We start from the raw sequence: 17,017 nt of genomic DNA, 5'->3' as shown, positions 1-17,017 counted from the left end.
AGTAGCTTTTTTTATACCTACTGTTCAGTCCTAAGATAGGCTAGCGACCCTTTTTTGAAACGCAAACTGATCTTAAAATGCACCACTTGCGTTATGTAGTAGCTGTTCAATGTCTTCTGCCAACGCATCACCACATTGCAACATCGTAACCCATGAAATAGGGATACCTTTCTGATCACCAAAACCATAGCAAGCGCCAGCCATCGCACCCACTAAGATACCCCGTCCACAGCTATCACCCGCAACTAAAATATTATTAATGATCGCTTCAGTGTAACTACTGCTGTTTTGAAGGATCCATGCAGCCATCGGTAAGCTATCACTTAAATGACAAGCCTGATTTACAATGGCAAGCACATGACTAAGATCATTAACATCACCACTGAGCACCCGAACTTGCTCAATTTTTTCTTGTATTATCTCAGGCGATTTTACTTTAAGTACATTTAAAGCAGGTTCCATTCGGCGAGATCGCAGCGCTTCATTCAATGCACTAGCAAACGCTTTCGCGCAAGCAATGGCCATTTCATTTTGGTGGGTAATACCAACGACTCGCTCAATTTCATTTTCTAGCTCAACCGATGGCATCTTCAACGCCACCAACGCTGGTACGGCACACAACGCAGGGTTTTGATCATCATCGCTACCAGAGTCATCTGGCCAGTCATCTGGCTCCATCGAAAATAATGTCAATAATAGCGCTTTGGTTGGGCTATCGACATAACCGATAAAATCACCACCAGGACCAAAGTATTCAAGTATTTCTTGCTGTATTTTTCGAGTTTCAATACCGGGCTGAGATAGCAACCGCGTATACAACGCTAGCCACTCACCGTAGGTCGTCAGCTCTCCGGCGGTTAACTTATCATGGGCATAATACCCATCTACCCCTTGATAATGCTGGGCATCCGGCTCTATGAAAGGAAAATGTGGTAGCGACTGTAATGACTTAACGCGCTCAGACGAATATATCCAATGTGTCCCCATGCTAGCGGCGTCTGCCACCAGCGCGCCCATAAGTGCTGCATAACGTTGTGACATCTCTTATTCCTTCCTCGACAGAAAAGTATGCAATAAGCTTATACTAATAACGTTAGATCAAACCATTTACCGTAAAGAAAGCAAAAGCAGGAATTTAAGACGTAAAAAAGCCCGCATAGACAGCGGGCTTTTTAAATTTCAGAGCGGTAATACAAAGGCTTACTCTAATTACCTCACCTCAGTAAAACATTATGCAGCAGCTTTTAGGCTGACTTTGTTTTTCTTTAACTCGCCAACAGGCAAAATTGTACGGCCGTACTCATTGTTTAGTACCTGAGCCATTGCAAAGTAAATTGCACTTGCGCCACAGATAATACCTTCGAAGCCAGCAATCGTACCAATTAGCGTGCTACCGGTGAAATCGCGTGCTGCTAGTAGGAAGAACAGTACGGTTAGTGAACCGAATACAAACTGTTTAGCACGTGGGTAGCATAAAGAACCGATAAACATGAAGCCTGTGAAAATGCCCCATAACAGAAGGTACCAACCCATGAAGCTAGCAGGGCTTGCAGGAAGACCCATGTAAGGCATAACTAGAATACCAACAAGTGTTAGCCAAAATAGGCCATATGATGTAAATGCCGTCGTACCAAACGTATCGCCACGCTTAAAGCACATCATACCTACGATAACTTGGCTCAAACCGCCGTAAAAAATACCCATAGCTAGGATCATAGAGTCAATCGGGAAAAAGCCCGCATTGTGGATATTCAAAAGGATGGTAGTCATACCAAAACCCATAAGACCAAGTGGTGCTGGGTTAGCTAGTTTCGTAGACATTTGTTCCCCTACAGGAGTAATTCAAAAAAAGTTACAAACATTAAAATTTGGATGCATTTTAAGTGCGCGGCGAATTCTAAAGGATGATGCTAGGCAAATCAATCCAAAAACAGGGTAAAACTCAACCAAAATCAAAAAAAGTTGAAATAAACACACAAAATGTAAAGAAAACAAAATACACAAACCGCATCTAAGTGTAATTAAATGTAAGTCATTATTGACGTACCACAACATCAAAAAACATCACCCCCTAATAATTCAAAGACTTAATTCAATAATGGCAAGTGGTATATTTAATAATTTTTCACATATCAAAAAAAAGCAGCCAATGGCTGCTTTTTCATCGAAAATACGTTGTTAACGCTTAAAAGTGTGTTTTACATTAACTCGATGTCTTGCTCATCAAGCTCATTGACACCTTCATCCTTATCCATTGTTATCTCTCGGTGCTGTTCTGCAGCAGGAACGGTGGATAATTCAATCGGTGGAACGTTCATTTCTGGTTCACGGCTAACCTCTGTCAGTCGCTTTAATTGCGATTGAAGCAAAGAGATTTGCTCATTCTGTTGATTGATCAAGGTTTCGAGCAGAGCAAGCTGATCGTCTGCCTCATTACGCTTAAGTTGCTTTGAAGCAATCTCGTATTTGCGTCTTGCGATTGTTACGTCTTCTTTAATTCGCTTTGCCTGTTGAGACAGAGGGATATCACGTAAGTCATCATCTTTTAGCGCTAATGAGATATCCAGTAGGTTACCTTCAAGCTCTAAAATAAAACTTTCGTACTCATCACGGCTTCGGTCACGCAAACTTTTTACTTCATTCGCTATATGCTCTGCATGCGCTAGTTCAAATTGAATCGCTGACACCGTTTGGTTTATGGCATCAAAAGCACGAGGTGAGTTATCAATGAGCGTTTTACCACTCGTAATCTCAGCTTCAACTTTTGCATAACTCAACGGTGCGTAATAACGTACATCATTACGACGTAATTCACGGAGCGCATCTTCTTGGGGCAAAATATAAATTCGCTTAATTACACGTATTTCTAAACTATGCGCTCGAGATAAAAACTCAATTTGATCTTTTTTAGCATCACTAACATCACCGCGAGCAATTGAGTTAAAAAGCCGTGCATAAAAGCGGTTCAATCGAACAAATTCACTTCTGTAGTGCTGGTTTGCATCAATAGAATTAAGATACGCTATTTGCGTAATCGCAGGGGCTAAAACATCGTCTGCTACCCGCTTAAAATACTCCAATTCTTTGTGGTTACTTTTAACAACGGCGATATCTTCATAAAAGCGATCAATGTAAGTTGTTGACGAAAATAGCGAGACACTCTGTAATGCCATTTCTGGTTTTTGCTGAATGTCTTTAAACAATAGGTCGGCTTTTTGCCAGCTCACCATCATGAGATCATACTTACTCGGCGAATAAATTCGTAACGATTCAGCTTGAATCAGTTGATCACGCCACTGCCGATGTACATTTTCCGCTGTTTGCAAGATAGTTTCTGAGTTAACTTCATTTTGAGCACCGCTTTCATTACCAGGGGTACTTCCGCATCCACTGAGTAAAGCCGCTAGCAAGATCAGCCCGACAGCTTTCCCTGTAAACTTCATATATCGTGTTCCAATTTTTCTATATTTATTCTGGTTATAGTGTATCTGACTCATTAACCGCAAAAAAGTTCAGGCATCGACTTCGATGCCATTCTAATCAAAAACTGACATTAGCAGAATCAAAACAACGAAAAACACAGTATTTAACGTATTTATTTAACGCTAAATCCTTTTTCTTCAATAAACTTTTTCATGAACGGCCGCGCTTCTTTATTCAAGCTCGCTGTAATTTGCTCACTCCACGACATATCTTTTTGGCCACTAGTACGACTATGATAGTACGTGCGGACATTTTGGTCGTAAGCTTCAAGCTCAACGCGATCTAATTCTTGTTGATAAGTATCTTGATGAACAATTAACGATTGAGGCAGGCGGGGCTTTAACTCTGGCTGTTGATCGGGGTAACCCAAACACAGGCCAAATAATGGTAGTACATGCGTTGGTAATGCTAATAAATCAGCAACGTTATCCGGGTTATTACGTATTCCGCCAATATACACGCCACCCAAGCCAAGCGACTCTGCTGCTATCATGGCATTCTGCGCCATAAGTGCGGCATCCACTGCGCCAATTAGTGTTTGCTCGGTAAAGCCTAATTGTGCCTGAGGATGAATTTGAATATGTCGGTTGAAATCCGCACAAAAGACCAAGAACTCTGCAGCCGAAGCTACGTAAGGTTGACCACCAGCATACTCAGATAATCGTTCACGCTTAGCCGGGTCGGTAACACGGATAACACTGACGCACTGAATAAAGCTTGAACTTGATGCCGCAATGGCACAATCCAGTATTGTTGATAGCTGTTCTTCAGCTATAGGCTGAGCTGTAAACTTACGGATAGAACGGTGAGCAAGTATAGTATCAATGGTCTGATTCATAGATATCCTTATCTTATAAGTAATCAATAGTGAGCCGCTAAATGTAACACAGCCCACTATTATTCATATAACAAATAAAGCATACCTATAAAGCGACCGTATTTAGATAAAAGTAAGGAACATGCTATAAATTCTCATCAAGTACGGTTGGCGTTGTTTGTTTTTTACAATCACACATCTGCTCTAAAATACTTAATAACCTGTCTTTGTTTAATGGTAACGGATTGCCTTTTATCGCATTAGATAACAGTGCATCTTCTGCAACTTCATCGTACATAATGTCACATAGGCCATATTCAGATACCGACGGCAAATTAAGCCGTTTAAGCGTGCGTTTGGTCCATAGAATGCCATCGATGATCTCTGCATTCATACGCCCAGTTAAAATACAAGCGAGTTGGCGATAACGGTTTAGTACATCAGCACGCCCCGCCTCCCTAGCCGCCAATACATTTTCTTGCATTACAAAGGGTGCTAACTGAGCGGTAATTAAACCATGTGGCGCCTTTAACCTTCCCCCCAATGATGACGCTAAACCATGTGCAGCGCCAAGCTTAGCATTCGCTAAGGCCATTCCACCGAGCAATGCAGCAAAAGACATATCTGAACGAGCCCGTGGATCATCATCTTCACAAGCCGCCAAAATGGCGCCTGATAAGCGGCGTAAGCCTTCTTCACATACCATATCGGTTAACGGGCTTGGATCGCCGCACACGTAAGACTCCATTAGGTGAGTAAAGGCATCCATACCGCAACACCCTGACGTCACAGCATCCATACCATACGTTAAGGTTGGATCAATAATAGCCAGATCAGGCAGCATGTCAGGGCTGCGTAGGCTAACTTTTACATTTTCTTGTGCTGAGCGAAGTACGGCATTTTTACTGACTTCAGAGCCTGTTCCTGCTGTTGTTGGTACCGCTATAAATGGTATCGGTTTGGCTTGAAGCGGTACATTTCGTCCCACAACCTCCACATAGTCATACACACTGCCTTGGTTTGGGATCAACGCTGCTAACGCTTTACCTGCGTCGAGTACACTACCACCACCAATGGCGACAACCATATCGGGTCGAAACTTCCGCCCCATTGCTGCCATTTCTTCAACCATCGCGATCAGTGGCTCACCATGAACAGCGACTTGTTGGTAACGCATATTTTGTTGTTTAAAGTAGCTAATTATCGATTCAGCACGGGCACTATCTCGCCCTGTCACTAGCAGCACGCTATAACCAAATTGATTAAGTGAAGACAGCGAATTATTCAGCGCACCTTCGCCAAAAATAATCCGAGATGAGGTCATAAACTGAAACATAGGTACTCCATTCCACAATACGTATACCCAAGTAATTTTTAGCTTCCTACGTGCTAATCATGTTGATCAAAGCCACTTGGGTATAAGTAATTATTATCGAGTGTGCCCTGATCTAAATTCCCTTTTTTGATTCTGAGCAAATTTTACACAGTGATAATCGCCTTAAAGCTAATTATTCGCCACGAGTCACATTTCACTATTGATAGCGCACTTCCCCCGAAGTCATAAAAATGAAGCCAATTTAAAATATTGCTGTCATTTCAGGTATCTACTCTTCTCCCCATTAAACATAACAACTGATTATTCATTTTTTATTTTTCTAGGGACGAAACCATGAAACACGCAGCACTTACAACAGCAATCTTAGCCACTTTATTATCTGGTACAGCCAGCGCAGCAACTGTTTACCAAGATGAAACATCTTCTTTAAAGGTTGGTGGCCGTGCCGAAGCACGTTTCAATATTTCAGATGAAAACAAATCTGACGCTGACAATACTGATTCTTTCAAAGATAAGAGCCGTGCCCGTGTAAACCTTAAGGGTCGAACCGAAATAATGGACGGTTTGGGCGCTTTCGGTACTTACGAGATGGAAATTAATAGTGGTAAGGATGCGACGGTTGATACCCGCTACCTCTTCGCTGGCCTAGACACACAAGTGGGTGCATTCTCATACGGTCAACAAGATTCAGCTCAGGTTATCCTGACTGACTTCACCGATATTCTCGCGACATTCGGTGGTGATGCCGCCGACCTTATCGATGGCAACAAAGATAAGCGTGAAAATAACTTCGTTTACTCTGGCTCATTCAATGACCTAACAGTGACTGCTAACTACATCGCTAATGAAAAAAAAGATACTGATACCTACGGCATTTCATTTGTATATTCATTACCAATGGGTCTCGATTTAGGCGCAGGTTATGTTGACGGTAAAGAAGATGGCGATGACTCCGATCAGTACAACATCACTGCTGCTTACACCATCAATGATTTTTACGTTGCAGGTTTATACGCAGGAGGCTCTATTGGTGATGCCGACCTGACCGCTTACGAATTAGCAGCGGCTTACAAATACAACCAATTTACTTTCCAAGGTGTTTACAACTACCAAGAAGTCGATGATAACGGTGCAAAGTCAGATAAATATGACTACTTCGCTATCGAAGCTATCTACAAGTTCAACAGTGAATTCCGCGCTTATGCTGGTTACTTGTTCGATCAAGTTGATGATCAAGATGACCAAGTACAAGCGGGTGTACGTTACGACTTCTAAGTTCGGGTTATACATCTAACTAAGCTGGACACTTTGTCCGGCTTTTTCTTTTTTAATTTAACCATGCGACTTCAATCGGTTTTATCTATCACACCAAGAGAGAAAACCTTCTTTCTCATTGAGCACAGTCACGTTATAGTTACCTCATCAAATTTTAGGAGATAAATCATGTTTGTTGTTATTTTTGGACGTCCGGGTTGCCCATTCTGTGTTCGTGCTAAAGATCTTGCTGATAAGCTAAAAGAAGAACGCGAAGACTTTAACTACCGTTATGTAGACATCCACGCTGAAGGTATCAGCAAAGCTGATCTAGAAAAAACTGTGGGTAAGCCAGTTGAAACTGTACCTCAGATCTTTGTTGATCAAGAACACATCGGTGGCTGCACAGAGTTCGAAGCATACGCAAAAGAAAACTTGGAACTCTTCCAATAAWCATTTTGTGATACAGAATGCTGCCATAAACGCAACATCTCTTATAACAAATTCTTAAAAAGGCTGATATTTCAGCCTTTTTTATTACCTTGTTAAAATATGCCAGCAAAAAACGTTGTATTTTTTATCAAAAATATCACTTTTTTCGGTATGACCTTTTACCAAAATCAGCTAAAATTTCATCACTTTGTTGCTGCTCTCTCCGGAAAAAATGTTGTGAATATCGATGTCGCCGCCCTCCTTCATCAAAATGATATTTTATTGCTCTTTGTTGTTCTGACTGTTGGTCTAACCGCAGGAAAAATCAGAATCGCAAACCTTCAAATTGGTAACTCCATTGGTGTTCTCATTACTGCCTTACTGTTTGGTAATGCAGGCTTTACCTTCGACGCGGAAGCCTTAAATATAGGCTTTATGCTATTTATCTTTTGCGTTGGTATAGAAGCTGGCCCTAACTTTTTCGGTATTTTTTTCCGAGATGGTAAGCACTACCTAATGCTTGCACTCGTCGTCATTTTATCGGCCATCACTATCACTGTGTTTATGAGCCGATATTTAGGCCTTGAACTTGGTCTTGCGACAGGCTTAATGGCGGGCTCACTAACGGCAACCCCCGTACTCGTTGGTGCAAAAGATGCTTTAAACAGTGGACTTACCGGTATTGATGACGCCAACCTGATTCAGCAAATGGTCGATAGCCTAAGCGTCGGTTACGCCATGTCGTACCTTATTGGCCTTGTCAGTGTCATTGTGCTCGCAAAGCTAATGCCTAAACTGCAGAAGCAAAACCTTGCAGAGTCTTCACAGCAAATTGCCCGAGAACGAGGTATTGGTGAAAGCGCACAACGCAAAGTATACCTGCCGATTATCCGTGCTTATCGCGCCGGTCCTGAACTGATCAATTGGATTGATGGACGAAACCTTCGCGAGTTGGGTATATACCGACAAACCGGCTGCTATATCGAGCGTGTTCGTCGTAACGGTATTTTGGCGAACCCAGATGGCGATGCCATTTTGCAAGAAGGTGATGAAATTGCGTTAGTGGGTTATCCCGATAGCCACGCTCGACTCGACCCAAGTTTTCGAAACGGTAAAGAAGTTTTCGACCGAGACCTACTCGATTTACGCGTTGTCGAAGAAGAGATTGTTGTTAAGAATGACAGTATCGCAGGTAAGCGGTTATCAGAGCTGAATCTATCTGAATACGGCTGTTTTCTTAACCGCGTCGTTCGCGCCCAAATTGAAATGCCGATGGATCATAATATCTTGCTAAGTAAAGGGGATATTCTTCAAGTTAGCGGTGAAAAAAGCCGTGTTTTGGGGCTTGCTGAACGCATTGGTTTCATTTCAGTTCACAGCCAAATTGCCGATTTATTAGCTTTCTGTTGTTTCTTCATTATTGGCTTATTGGTTGGAACCATTACCATGACCTTTGGCCACATTGCTTTCGGTTTAGGTAGCTCTGCTGGGTTATTAATTGCCGGCATTACACTCGGGTTCCTGCGAGCTAACCACCCGACATTTGGTTATGTACCTCAAGGGGCGCTGAATATGACCAAAGATCTTGGCTTAATGGTGTTTATGGTGGGTATTGGCTTAAGTGCGGGTTCTAATTTATTTGAGTCACTGGAACAAGCTGGCTTGACTGTTTTTGCTGTTAGCCTAATGGTGAGTGTTATTCCTGTGGTATTGGCCTATTTATTTGGTGCTTATATCCTGAAAATGAACCGTGCTTTACTGTTCGGTGCCATTATCGGTGCACGTACATGTGCCCCAGCAATGGATATGATTAACGAACATGCTCGAAGTACCATTCCAGCACTCGGCTATGCCGGCACGTATGCAATCGCCAACGTATTGCTCACTATTGCCGGAACACTGTTTATTATATTAAGTTAGTGTAAAACGCGATAAAGCCGACGATTCTATCCTCTCAACGCCCCTAAAATACCATTAGGGGCGTTTTTTCGCGTGCTCACACTCGAGTCAGGCCTGATTCAGTCCGATCAACTACTATATATCCATAATAATCATTCGCCTGCTTTGGCTCTATTCAGTATATTGGATAGATAAAATTCTATTGGTAATCAAAACTATGCGTATCCTAATTGTTGAAGATGATCCTATTCTTAGCCACCACCTTAAATCGCAGCTAAGTGAACTCGGCCACCAGGTTCAGTGTGCTGGAACAGCAGAAGAAGGGCTGTTCTTTGCCCAAGACTACCCAAATGATATCGCGATTGTTGATATCGGTTTACCTGACCGTGATGGTATTAGCCTAATTAAAGATATTCGCCAGAAAGGCTTACGCCTACCAATACTTATCTTAACTGCCCGCTCAAATTGGCAAGATAAAGTCACAGGGCTTGAAGCTGGGGCTGATGATTACTTAGTTAAGCCATTCCAAAAAGAAGAAATGGTTGCGCGTTTAAGTGCACTTGTACGCCGTAGCGCTGGGTTTGTAAAACCAGAAATGACTGCGGGCGATATCCGTGTCGATCTGCTGGCTAAACAAGTTTTCATACACGAGCATTTACTAGAGCTCACTGCTTTTGAGTATGATTTGCTAGAATATCTAATGCGCCATAGTCGCCAAGTGGTGTCTAAGCAACGCCTATTGGATGTGCTATATGAAGATCAAGAAGGCGATCCAAATACCATTGAGGTCATGATCAGCCGCCTACGTAAAAAATTCACCAGTAACGGACAAGATAACCCTATTTCTACTATTCGTGGTCAGGGGTATATCTTCGAACTACAAGCACAATGAATCGAATTATTCAGCCAAGACTACGCCGCCGAGTGCTTGTTACCTCGGTAGCCATTATCGTTCTTATTACATCGGCTTTAGCAGGTGTCATAAACCAGCTGTATAGCCAAAGCTATATGGCGGCTTATTCGTCAGAGTTAGTCGCCCAGATGCCGATGGTGGTCGCCCAACTCAACCGAGCGGGCCTGATAAAAGATGTCGACCAATGGATAGACTCTGTTGACCCATCAGATACTGATTACATGTCAGTCGTTTGTGATACAACCGATCACACTATTTGGCTGTCTGCTGAAGCTAAAGAAGCCAACATTGGTAATATTTGTAAAGAGTTACCAGATAGTATTCCAGCGCCTACTCTTATCGAGACCCTGAATGGTGAAAGCTACATTGCCTACAATATGAGTCAGGAAAGAGAAGGCAATAAAACCTTCCAGCTGGTTGTGCTTCGCTCTGGTGATTCATACATTTCGTCGCTATCACAATTGCATAAACGAACGACCTTTTACCTTGGGCTGTTTGTATTGATTGCCATTGCATTCTTAATTGCCGCGTTCCATTGGAGCTTCCAACCGCTGCGAAAACTTGCATCACAGCTTGATCAGATGACTGACGCCAAGCGAGATAAACTTGATGATAATTTTCCAATGGAGCTACAAGACGTCACGCTGGCTCTAAACCGCGTCATTGAGATCAGTAACGCTCAGAAAGGCCGATATCGCCATGCCATGGATGATTTAGCCCATAGCTTAAAAACGCGCTTAGCCGCAACCAATGCACTATTAGATGATAAAGACATCCCTCGCTTAGAGCTGAATCAGCGTGTGATGGAACAAATCAGCCAAATGGATGAATTAGTTCAGTACCAACTTAAGCGTGCAATGATGGGTCAGCAAGGACTGCAAAAAGATAAAACAGACCTCAAACCTGTTATCGACAGCTTCGACCGCTTACTGAGTAAAGTATACGCTGATAAAGATGTGAAACTTGGCTACCACTTTGACTTCAACCTAAAACTGCCGGTTAACCGCAGTGATTTAATGGAGTTATTGGGTAATTTACTTGAAAATGCCTATCGCTTTTGTATCAGCGAAGTGCGCCTTTATGTCGATGAAAAACGCGATCACTTTATTATTCGTATTGAAGATGATGGCCCAGGCGTAGCTGAGGATGTACGTGAAGCTATTTTCCAACGCGGTGTACGGGCTGATCAACTCAACCCCGGTCAAGGTATTGGCTTATCAGTATGTAATGAGATCGTTCGAAGTTATCAAGGTACGATTCATGTTGAAACAGCTTCTATTGAAGGCGCGTCTTTTGTGATCAAATTGCCAAAGCAATAACAAGAACGACTTTCATTTACTGTCGTATAAAATAAAAAAACCGCCTTCCGGCGGTTTTTATTTACCTCGCGTATTTATTGACTTAAACGCAGGTAGCTCATAAATGTATTAGATGTCTTTAACATCAAATTCTACAAGCGGATTAACATCAGCCGTGTAGTCAACAGACTCAAGACCAAAGCCAAACAGGCTTAAGAATTCATCTTTATATTGTTGGTAATCAGCTACATCGAATAAGTTTTCATTCGTTACGCTTGGCCATAGTTCACGACAATGCTTCTGGATGTCTTCACGAAGCTCCCAGTCATCAAGACGTAAACGGTTTTCGCTATCCACCTCTGCAGCGCTACCATCATCTTTATAAAGACGCTGAGTAAACATGCGGTGGATCTGCTCCATGCAACCTTCGTGTACACCCTCTTCACGCATTTTCTTGAAGACCATTGCAATGTAGAGAGGCATAACTGGAATTGCTGAACTCGCCTGAGTTACGACACTCTTAAGTACCGCAACATTAGCTGAACCACCCGTCGTAGATAGCTTGTCATTCAGGGTAGATGCCGCACGGTCAAGATCCATTTTCGCTTTGCCTAGCGCACCGTGCCAGTAGATTGGCCATGTAATTTCAGTACCAATGTAACTATAAGCAACAGTCTTACAACCATCAGCCAATACACCAGCTTCTGATAATGCATTCACCCAAAGCTCCCAGTCCTGTCCGCCCATAACGGTAACAGTGTCTTCGATTTCTTGCTCTGTTGCTGGTTCAATGCTTGCTTCAATCAACACATCTTTGTTGGTATCAACAGCTGTTGCCGTGTATGTTTCGCCCATTGGTTTTAGACTAGAGCGGATCACTTCACCCGTTTCTGGCATCTTACGAACTGGCGATGCAAGCGAATAAACGATCATGTCAATTTGACCCAAATCTTCTTTGATCAGATCAATGACTTTTTGCTTTGCTTCGTGAGAGAAAGCATCACCATTTAAGCTCTTAGAGTACAGACCTTCTTCTTTAGCAAACTTATCGAATGCTGCAGAGTTATACCAGCCAGCCGTACCCGGCTTCTTTTCAGTACCCGGCTTTTCGAAGAACACACCAATTGTTGATGCACCGCCACCAAAAGCAGCAGCAATACGAGACGAAAGGCCATAGCCACTTGATGAACCAACAACAAGCACGCGCTTCGGCGCGTTGGCAATAGTGCCTTGGGCCTTGGTATAAGCAATTTGCGCTTTGACGTTTTCTTCACAGCCCACTGGGTGAGTGGTTGTACAAATAAATCCACGAATTCTAGGTTTGATGATCATTTTCAACTTCCCTTACACAATTGACTGTAGGATAAAAGGTAAATGACAAATTCGCATTAAATTTATGAGCGAAAACGCCAATTTTCGCAGTGGTTGGAGGTGTTCTTTGCCATTTTGTGAGCTAATGACATGATAATTAGACATAAAAAAGTGCCACGCTTTCACGTGGCACCGTTGAGGCAGTTGGTTTACGTTTTACTTAAATCGTCGGCCTAAGCAGCCTTACCCGATTGTAAACTTCCCTTTTTAAAGTGGGCTGCAGAGAAGTGATCAACTTGAATCGCCTTCTGTCTAAGCTTATCTGCACTCAACATTTTTTCAGCATCGCTTTCAGTCATGATACCAGCACCAACAGCAGCTTGTATTTTTTCTGTTAATGGCAGTTTCTTAGAGATCTCACCCGCTTTAATCGCTTTGGTCAATTTACGCTCTAAGTCTTTAATACCATACATGGCAACAAAAGCGCGCTCCATAATGCCAACAGGATCATCTTCTTTGTCTCCGACATAACATAGCTGTGTTAAACGCTCACGCTGCTCTCCAGGTGTCATCAATAATTTCGCAATTTGAATTGATAGTTCATCTTTCGGTGCCGCGTAATGAATTCCCACTGGAAATAGTAATGTGCGTAATAGTCGGCCAACGCCCTTACGAGGGAAATTCGACAACACTTCGTCAAATGCGACACCGCACTGATGCAAACAGTGTTGAACGGCATAATGTACCAAAGGCAAATCTTGTTGTTGTCGCCCTTCATCTTCAAAGCGCTTCAATGTGGCTGATGCTAAGTAAAGGTAGCTGAGTACGTCGCCTAAACGGGCTGACACCATCTCACGGCGTTTCAGCTCGCCACCTAAACTCAGCATGGCAAAATCAGCCGCAACCGCTAAGGCCTTACTCATGCGTGACATGTGTTTATAATAGGTGGCAGTCTCACCACTCACTGGTGCGCGGTTAAAGCGTGAACCTGTAAATGCATTAACCATCGACTTCGCGACATTACCAACGGCAAAGCTAATATGCTTTGAGAGTAACTTATCAAAGTCTTTTGCTGCTTGCTCTGTATCGGGGTTAGCTGCCGCTTCCATTTCGTTTAGTACATAGGGGTGACAACGCGTCGCCCCTTGACCAAAGATCATCAGGTTACGGGTTAAAATATTGGCCCCTTCAACCGTAATCGCAACAGGCATGCCCAAATAATGATGGCCAATATAGTTCATTGGCCCAAGCTGGATTGCACGCCCGGCATGAATATCCATTGAATCATTCAAAATGGTACGCGCCATTTCTGTCATATGGTATTTTGCAATGGCTGTAACAATCCCCGGAGTTTCCCCCATGTCGAGTGATGTCGTTGTTAGAGTTCGCGAAGCTTCAAGCATATAGGTGTAACCACCAATACGCCCCATCGCTTGACCTACCCCTTCAAAATTACCAATCGACATACCAAATTGTTTACGCACATAAGCATATGCGCCTGTTGTTCTTGCTGTTAAATGACCAACGGCAGTCCCTAATGCTGGTAATGAAATACCACGCCCTGCTGATAAACACTCCACCAGCATTCGCCAACCTCGGCCGACATAGTCTTGACCGCCAATCACCCAGTCCATAGGAATAAACACATCGTTACCGCGTGTTGGTCCATTCATGAAAGCAAGGTTTAGGGGATCGTGACGCTCACCGATTTCGACGCCTGAGTGATCTGCTGGGATCAAGGCACATGTAATACCGAGATCTTGCTTGTCACCAATCAAGCCTTCAGGATCTTGTAATTTAAACGCAAGACCTAATACTGTCGCCACAGGTGCCAACGTAATGTAACGTTTATTCCAGCTGACTCGAATACCAAGTACTTCCTCACCTTGATATTCACCATAACAAACCACACCCATGTCAGGGATACCGCCAGCATCAGACCCAGCCTCAGGGCCAGTTAATGCAAAGCATGGAACATCTTCACCGTGAGCAAGGCGTGGGAGCCAATAATCTTTTTGTTCTTGAGTACCATAGTGAGTGAGTAGTTCACCAGGACCTAATGAGTTAGGTACCATCACACAAACAGCAGCACTTAAGCTTTTCGTTGCTATACGGGTAACAATGGTCGAATTTGCATGGGCTGAAAAATCTAAGCCACCATATTCTTTACCAATAATGAGTGAGAAGAACTTCTCTTTACGTAAGTACTCCCAAACATCAGGCGGCAGATCTTTATCTTCCTGCACAATCTGATAGTCATCTAACATATCTAACAATGTTTTGAGCTTGGTATCGATAAAGGCTTGCTCTTCGTCATTTAGCGCGGGTTTGGGATAAGTCAGTAACGTATTCCAATTTGGTGACCCACTGAATAACTCACCATCCCACCAAACGCTACCAGCTTCCATGGCTTCTCGTTCAGTGGAAGAAAGCGGCGGTAGCACTTTCTTAAACATTTTAAATGCGGGATCACTGAGATAGCGTTTTCTTAGATTAATTAACGTACTCATGTTTCAGGTCCTTTTGTCTCATATTGTTATTGGTTTTTTTACAGTTATTACATCTATCGTGTTCCTGTATGCGTATCGCAGATCAGCGATAGCGGTTGATCTATTGGGGCAGCTACACCAGCAGCCAAATAAGGTACCATGCGCTCGATTAAGTCTTCTGTGGTTACCTTACGGGAAAAGTCATTTTCAGCGATTTCACACAACGCTGTTGTTGAAGCCATAGTGAATACTGACGCGCCTAGGGTGAAATGTAAGCGCCAGAACAGTGTTTCAGGGTCTAGTGATGGGTTTGCACGACAAACCGCCGTAGTAAAAAGCTGTAAAACATCGTTATAGCGGTTAACGATAAACCAGCGTAAGTGCCCTTGAACATCGGTATAACCCCGCCCAATCAATGACATGAAAACAGTAGCTCCCCGTGGTCTAAAGTCATTTAAAGAAACCAATGGGGCTTTAATACAACGAAATACATCATCCATTGAAAAGTCATCACGTGTAAGTAAGACTTCCAAATCAACCTGAAGCGCAGGTAAGAATGCATCGAGATACCGACTTAATACGGCTCTAACCAAGGTTTTTTTATCGCCATAATGATAATTAACCGACGCCAGATTAACGCCTGCCTTGCTGGTAATTGCCCTCAATGAGGTATCTTTAAAGCCATGCTCTGCAAATAGCAATTCGGCGGCATCCAGAATGCGAGCTTTGGTTTCTCCCTTTCCAGCCATATTCATTCACCCGTATTAAACACATGTTTAAACTTTACATCTTGATATCATTTTTAACAAGCGCTAAACAGTCGCTATTGTATAAGATCTTGATAACCATCTTTTATTCATGAAAGTTGGGACATTGATCGTCTGATTTGGTGCTATAGAACGACGTATAGCATCGGAAAAATATGTATCACTCCAGTTTCATGCGACATTTGTGAGAATGCGGAATCTGATCAAAGTTAGAGAAATTTCAAAAAAAAAGGAACAAAGTTAAAAAAAGCAGGTCATATGTTATGCCACTGCTTTTTCTTAGAAGACATTCTTCGAAACCCGTCCCTTTATGGAGATGGGTTTTCTTTATTCTACAGGGTGTAAAATTGTCTTCAGCTATACCCTTAAAAATAATGTAATGAGCCATCTTATATCAACTCTATAACATACGATTTATCAACAAGTTATAAATAAAATAAAAAAATAAATTTAAAATCAGGAACAAAATACAATTAGCAGAGTCTCAATATATGTCATTAAGATTAAAGAGTTTCAATGTTAGCTGGCCGCCAAACACGTATTTATCTCTTTAATCAGCTAATGGTACTGCTGCTAAACTCCTTATTGTGTAAATAGATTTCGCCCGCAGACTTTCAGCGGGCTTTTTTTTACGTCTGGTTTGGCTGCCGTGCAGCAATAGCGGGATTAGAAAAGATATCTGCACTTTTTTGAAATTATTGTGAACTAATCCATTTCGCTGTAGTCCTATTTATAACATTCAAATTAAAAGAGCCACGCGACAATTACTGCCTCGCTCTTTTAAAGCTTGATTGCCACTGCTGCTAAACTCCTTATTGTGTAAATAGATTTCGCCCGCTGACTTTCAGCGGGCTTTTTTTACGTCTGGTTTGGCTGCCGTRCAGCAATAGCGGGATTAGAAAAGATATCTGCACTTTTTTGAAATTATTGTGAACTAATCCATTTCGCTGTAGTCCTATTTATAACATTCAAATTAAAAGAGCCACGCGACAATTACTGCCTCGCTCTTTTAAAGCTT

At 42.6% G+C, this 17,017-nt stretch carries 13 protein-coding genes; 5 read left to right on the top strand and 8 right to left on the bottom strand.

The annotated features are described in order from the left end of the window. Positions 1-72: 72 nt before the first annotated feature. The 5 genes from L4D78_RS13915 to L4D78_RS13895 all read right to left on the bottom strand — a co-directional run bounded on the left by L4D78_RS13915 (position 73) and on the right by L4D78_RS13895 (position 5,636). A complete protein-coding gene (locus L4D78_RS13915; RefSeq protein WP_428467477.1) occupies positions 73-1,041 on the bottom strand; it encodes an ADP-ribosylglycohydrolase family protein in 969 nt (322 codons plus the stop codon). A 189-nt stretch (positions 1,042-1,230) separates the two neighbouring features. Then, positions 1,231-1,821 (bottom strand): acetate uptake transporter, encoded by a 591-nt coding sequence (locus L4D78_RS13910; RefSeq protein ID WP_428467476.1) that lies wholly within the window; start codon positions 1,819-1,821, stop codon positions 1,231-1,233. Between the two features lie 377 nt (positions 1,822-2,198). Then, positions 2,199-3,443 carry a hypothetical protein gene (locus L4D78_RS13905; protein ID WP_428467475.1) on the bottom strand — a complete coding sequence of 415 codons (1,245 nt, stop codon included), beginning with the start codon at positions 3,441-3,443 and terminating at the stop codon, positions 2,199-2,201. A 152-nt stretch (positions 3,444-3,595) separates the two neighbouring features. Further along, positions 3,596-4,321, bottom strand: a complete 726-nt coding sequence (nfsA, locus tag L4D78_RS13900) for an oxygen-insensitive NADPH nitroreductase (protein ID WP_428467474.1) — start codon at positions 4,319-4,321, stop codon at positions 3,596-3,598. A gap of 124 nt (positions 4,322-4,445) precedes the next feature. Then, entirely contained in the window at positions 4,446-5,636 is a 1,191-nt protein-coding gene (locus tag L4D78_RS13895; protein WP_428467473.1) for an iron-containing alcohol dehydrogenase, read from the bottom strand. Between the two features lie 333 nt (positions 5,637-5,969). Between L4D78_RS13895 and L4D78_RS13890 the strand changes: the two genes are divergently transcribed. The 5 genes from L4D78_RS13890 (at position 5,970) to L4D78_RS13870 (ending at position 11,453) form a co-directional block, all read left to right on the top strand. Further along, positions 5,970-6,911: a porin gene (locus L4D78_RS13890; RefSeq protein ID WP_428467472.1), complete on the top strand. Its 942-nt coding sequence runs from the start codon at positions 5,970-5,972 to the stop codon at positions 6,909-6,911. 168 nt (positions 6,912-7,079) lie between these two features. Next, positions 7,080-7,343 carry a GrxA family glutaredoxin gene (locus tag L4D78_RS13885; RefSeq protein WP_428457452.1) on the top strand — a complete coding sequence of 88 codons (264 nt, stop codon included), beginning with the start codon at positions 7,080-7,082 and terminating at the stop codon, positions 7,341-7,343. A gap of 216 nt (positions 7,344-7,559) precedes the next feature. Next, positions 7,560-9,242, top strand: coding sequence for an aspartate:alanine antiporter (locus tag L4D78_RS13880; protein WP_428467471.1), 1,683 nt, complete (start codon positions 7,560-7,562; stop codon positions 9,240-9,242). A gap of 196 nt (positions 9,243-9,438) precedes the next feature. Further along, entirely contained in the window at positions 9,439-10,113 is a 675-nt protein-coding gene (locus L4D78_RS13875) for a response regulator (RefSeq protein ID WP_428457450.1), read from the top strand. Continuing rightward, positions 10,110-11,453 carry an ATP-binding protein gene (locus L4D78_RS13870; protein WP_428457449.1) on the top strand — a complete coding sequence of 448 codons (1,344 nt, stop codon included), beginning with the start codon at positions 10,110-10,112 and terminating at the stop codon, positions 11,451-11,453. Before L4D78_RS13875 ends, L4D78_RS13870 begins: the two co-directional genes overlap by 4 nt. Positions 11,454-11,561: 108 nt before the next feature. Here L4D78_RS13870 and fabV read toward each other — a convergent pair whose 3' ends face one another. The 3 genes from fabV to psrA all read right to left on the bottom strand — a co-directional run bounded on the left by fabV (position 11,562) and on the right by psrA (position 15,981). Beyond that, a complete protein-coding gene (fabV, locus tag L4D78_RS13865; protein ID WP_428467470.1) occupies positions 11,562-12,764 on the bottom strand; it encodes an enoyl-ACP reductase FabV in 1,203 nt (400 codons plus the stop codon). A 212-nt stretch (positions 12,765-12,976) separates the two neighbouring features. After that, positions 12,977-15,253, bottom strand: a complete 2,277-nt coding sequence (locus tag L4D78_RS13860; RefSeq protein ID WP_428467469.1) for an acyl-CoA dehydrogenase — start codon at positions 15,251-15,253, stop codon at positions 12,977-12,979. Between the two features lie 53 nt (positions 15,254-15,306). Continuing rightward, complete coding sequence (psrA, locus tag L4D78_RS13855; protein ID WP_428467468.1) at positions 15,307-15,981, bottom strand: TetR family transcriptional repressor PsrA; 675 nt, start codon at positions 15,979-15,981, stop codon at positions 15,307-15,309. Between the last annotated feature and the right edge of the window lie 1,036 nt (positions 15,982-17,017).

This window comes from Photobacterium minamisatsumaniensis (genome assembly GCF_050336695.1).
In the GTDB taxonomy this organism is placed as follows: Bacteria; Pseudomonadota; Gammaproteobacteria; order Enterobacterales; family Vibrionaceae; genus Photobacterium; species Photobacterium minamisatsumaniensis.
This window is presented reverse-complemented; position numbering and strand designations above follow the sequence as displayed.

Excerpts from the sequence above, each read along its gene's own strand:
- nfsA (WP_428467474.1), bottom strand. The coding sequence starts at position 4,321 with ATGAATCAGACCATTGATACTATACTTGCTCACCGTTCTATCCGTAAG.
- L4D78_RS13875 (WP_428457450.1), top strand. The coding sequence starts at position 9,439 with ATGCGTATCCTAATTGTTGAAGATGATCCTATTCTTAGCCACCACCTT.
- L4D78_RS13895 (WP_428467473.1), bottom strand. The coding sequence starts at position 5,636 with ATGTTTCAGTTTATGACCTCATCTCGGATTATTTTTGGCGAAGGTGCG.
- L4D78_RS13910 (WP_428467476.1), bottom strand. The coding sequence starts at position 1,821 with ATGTCTACGAAACTAGCTAACCCAGCACCACTTGGTCTTATGGGTTTT.
- psrA (WP_428467468.1), bottom strand. The coding sequence starts at position 15,981 with ATGGCTGGAAAGGGAGAAACCAAAGCTCGCATTCTGGATGCCGCCGAA.
- L4D78_RS13860 (WP_428467469.1), bottom strand. The coding sequence starts at position 15,253 with ATGAGTACGTTAATTAATCTAAGAAAACGCTATCTCAGTGATCCCGCA.
- L4D78_RS13890 (WP_428467472.1), top strand. The coding sequence starts at position 5,970 with ATGAAACACGCAGCACTTACAACAGCAATCTTAGCCACTTTATTATCT.
- L4D78_RS13885 (WP_428457452.1), top strand. The coding sequence starts at position 7,080 with ATGTTTGTTGTTATTTTTGGACGTCCGGGTTGCCCATTCTGTGTTCGT.
- fabV (WP_428467470.1), bottom strand. The coding sequence starts at position 12,764 with ATGATCATCAAACCTAGAATTCGTGGATTTATTTGTACAACCACTCAC.
- L4D78_RS13870 (WP_428457449.1), top strand. The coding sequence starts at position 10,110 with ATGAATCGAATTATTCAGCCAAGACTACGCCGCCGAGTGCTTGTTACC.
- L4D78_RS13915 (WP_428467477.1), bottom strand. The coding sequence starts at position 1,041 with ATGTCACAACGTTATGCAGCACTTATGGGCGCGCTGGTGGCAGACGCC.
- L4D78_RS13905 (WP_428467475.1), bottom strand. The coding sequence starts at position 3,443 with ATGAAGTTTACAGGGAAAGCTGTCGGGCTGATCTTGCTAGCGGCTTTA.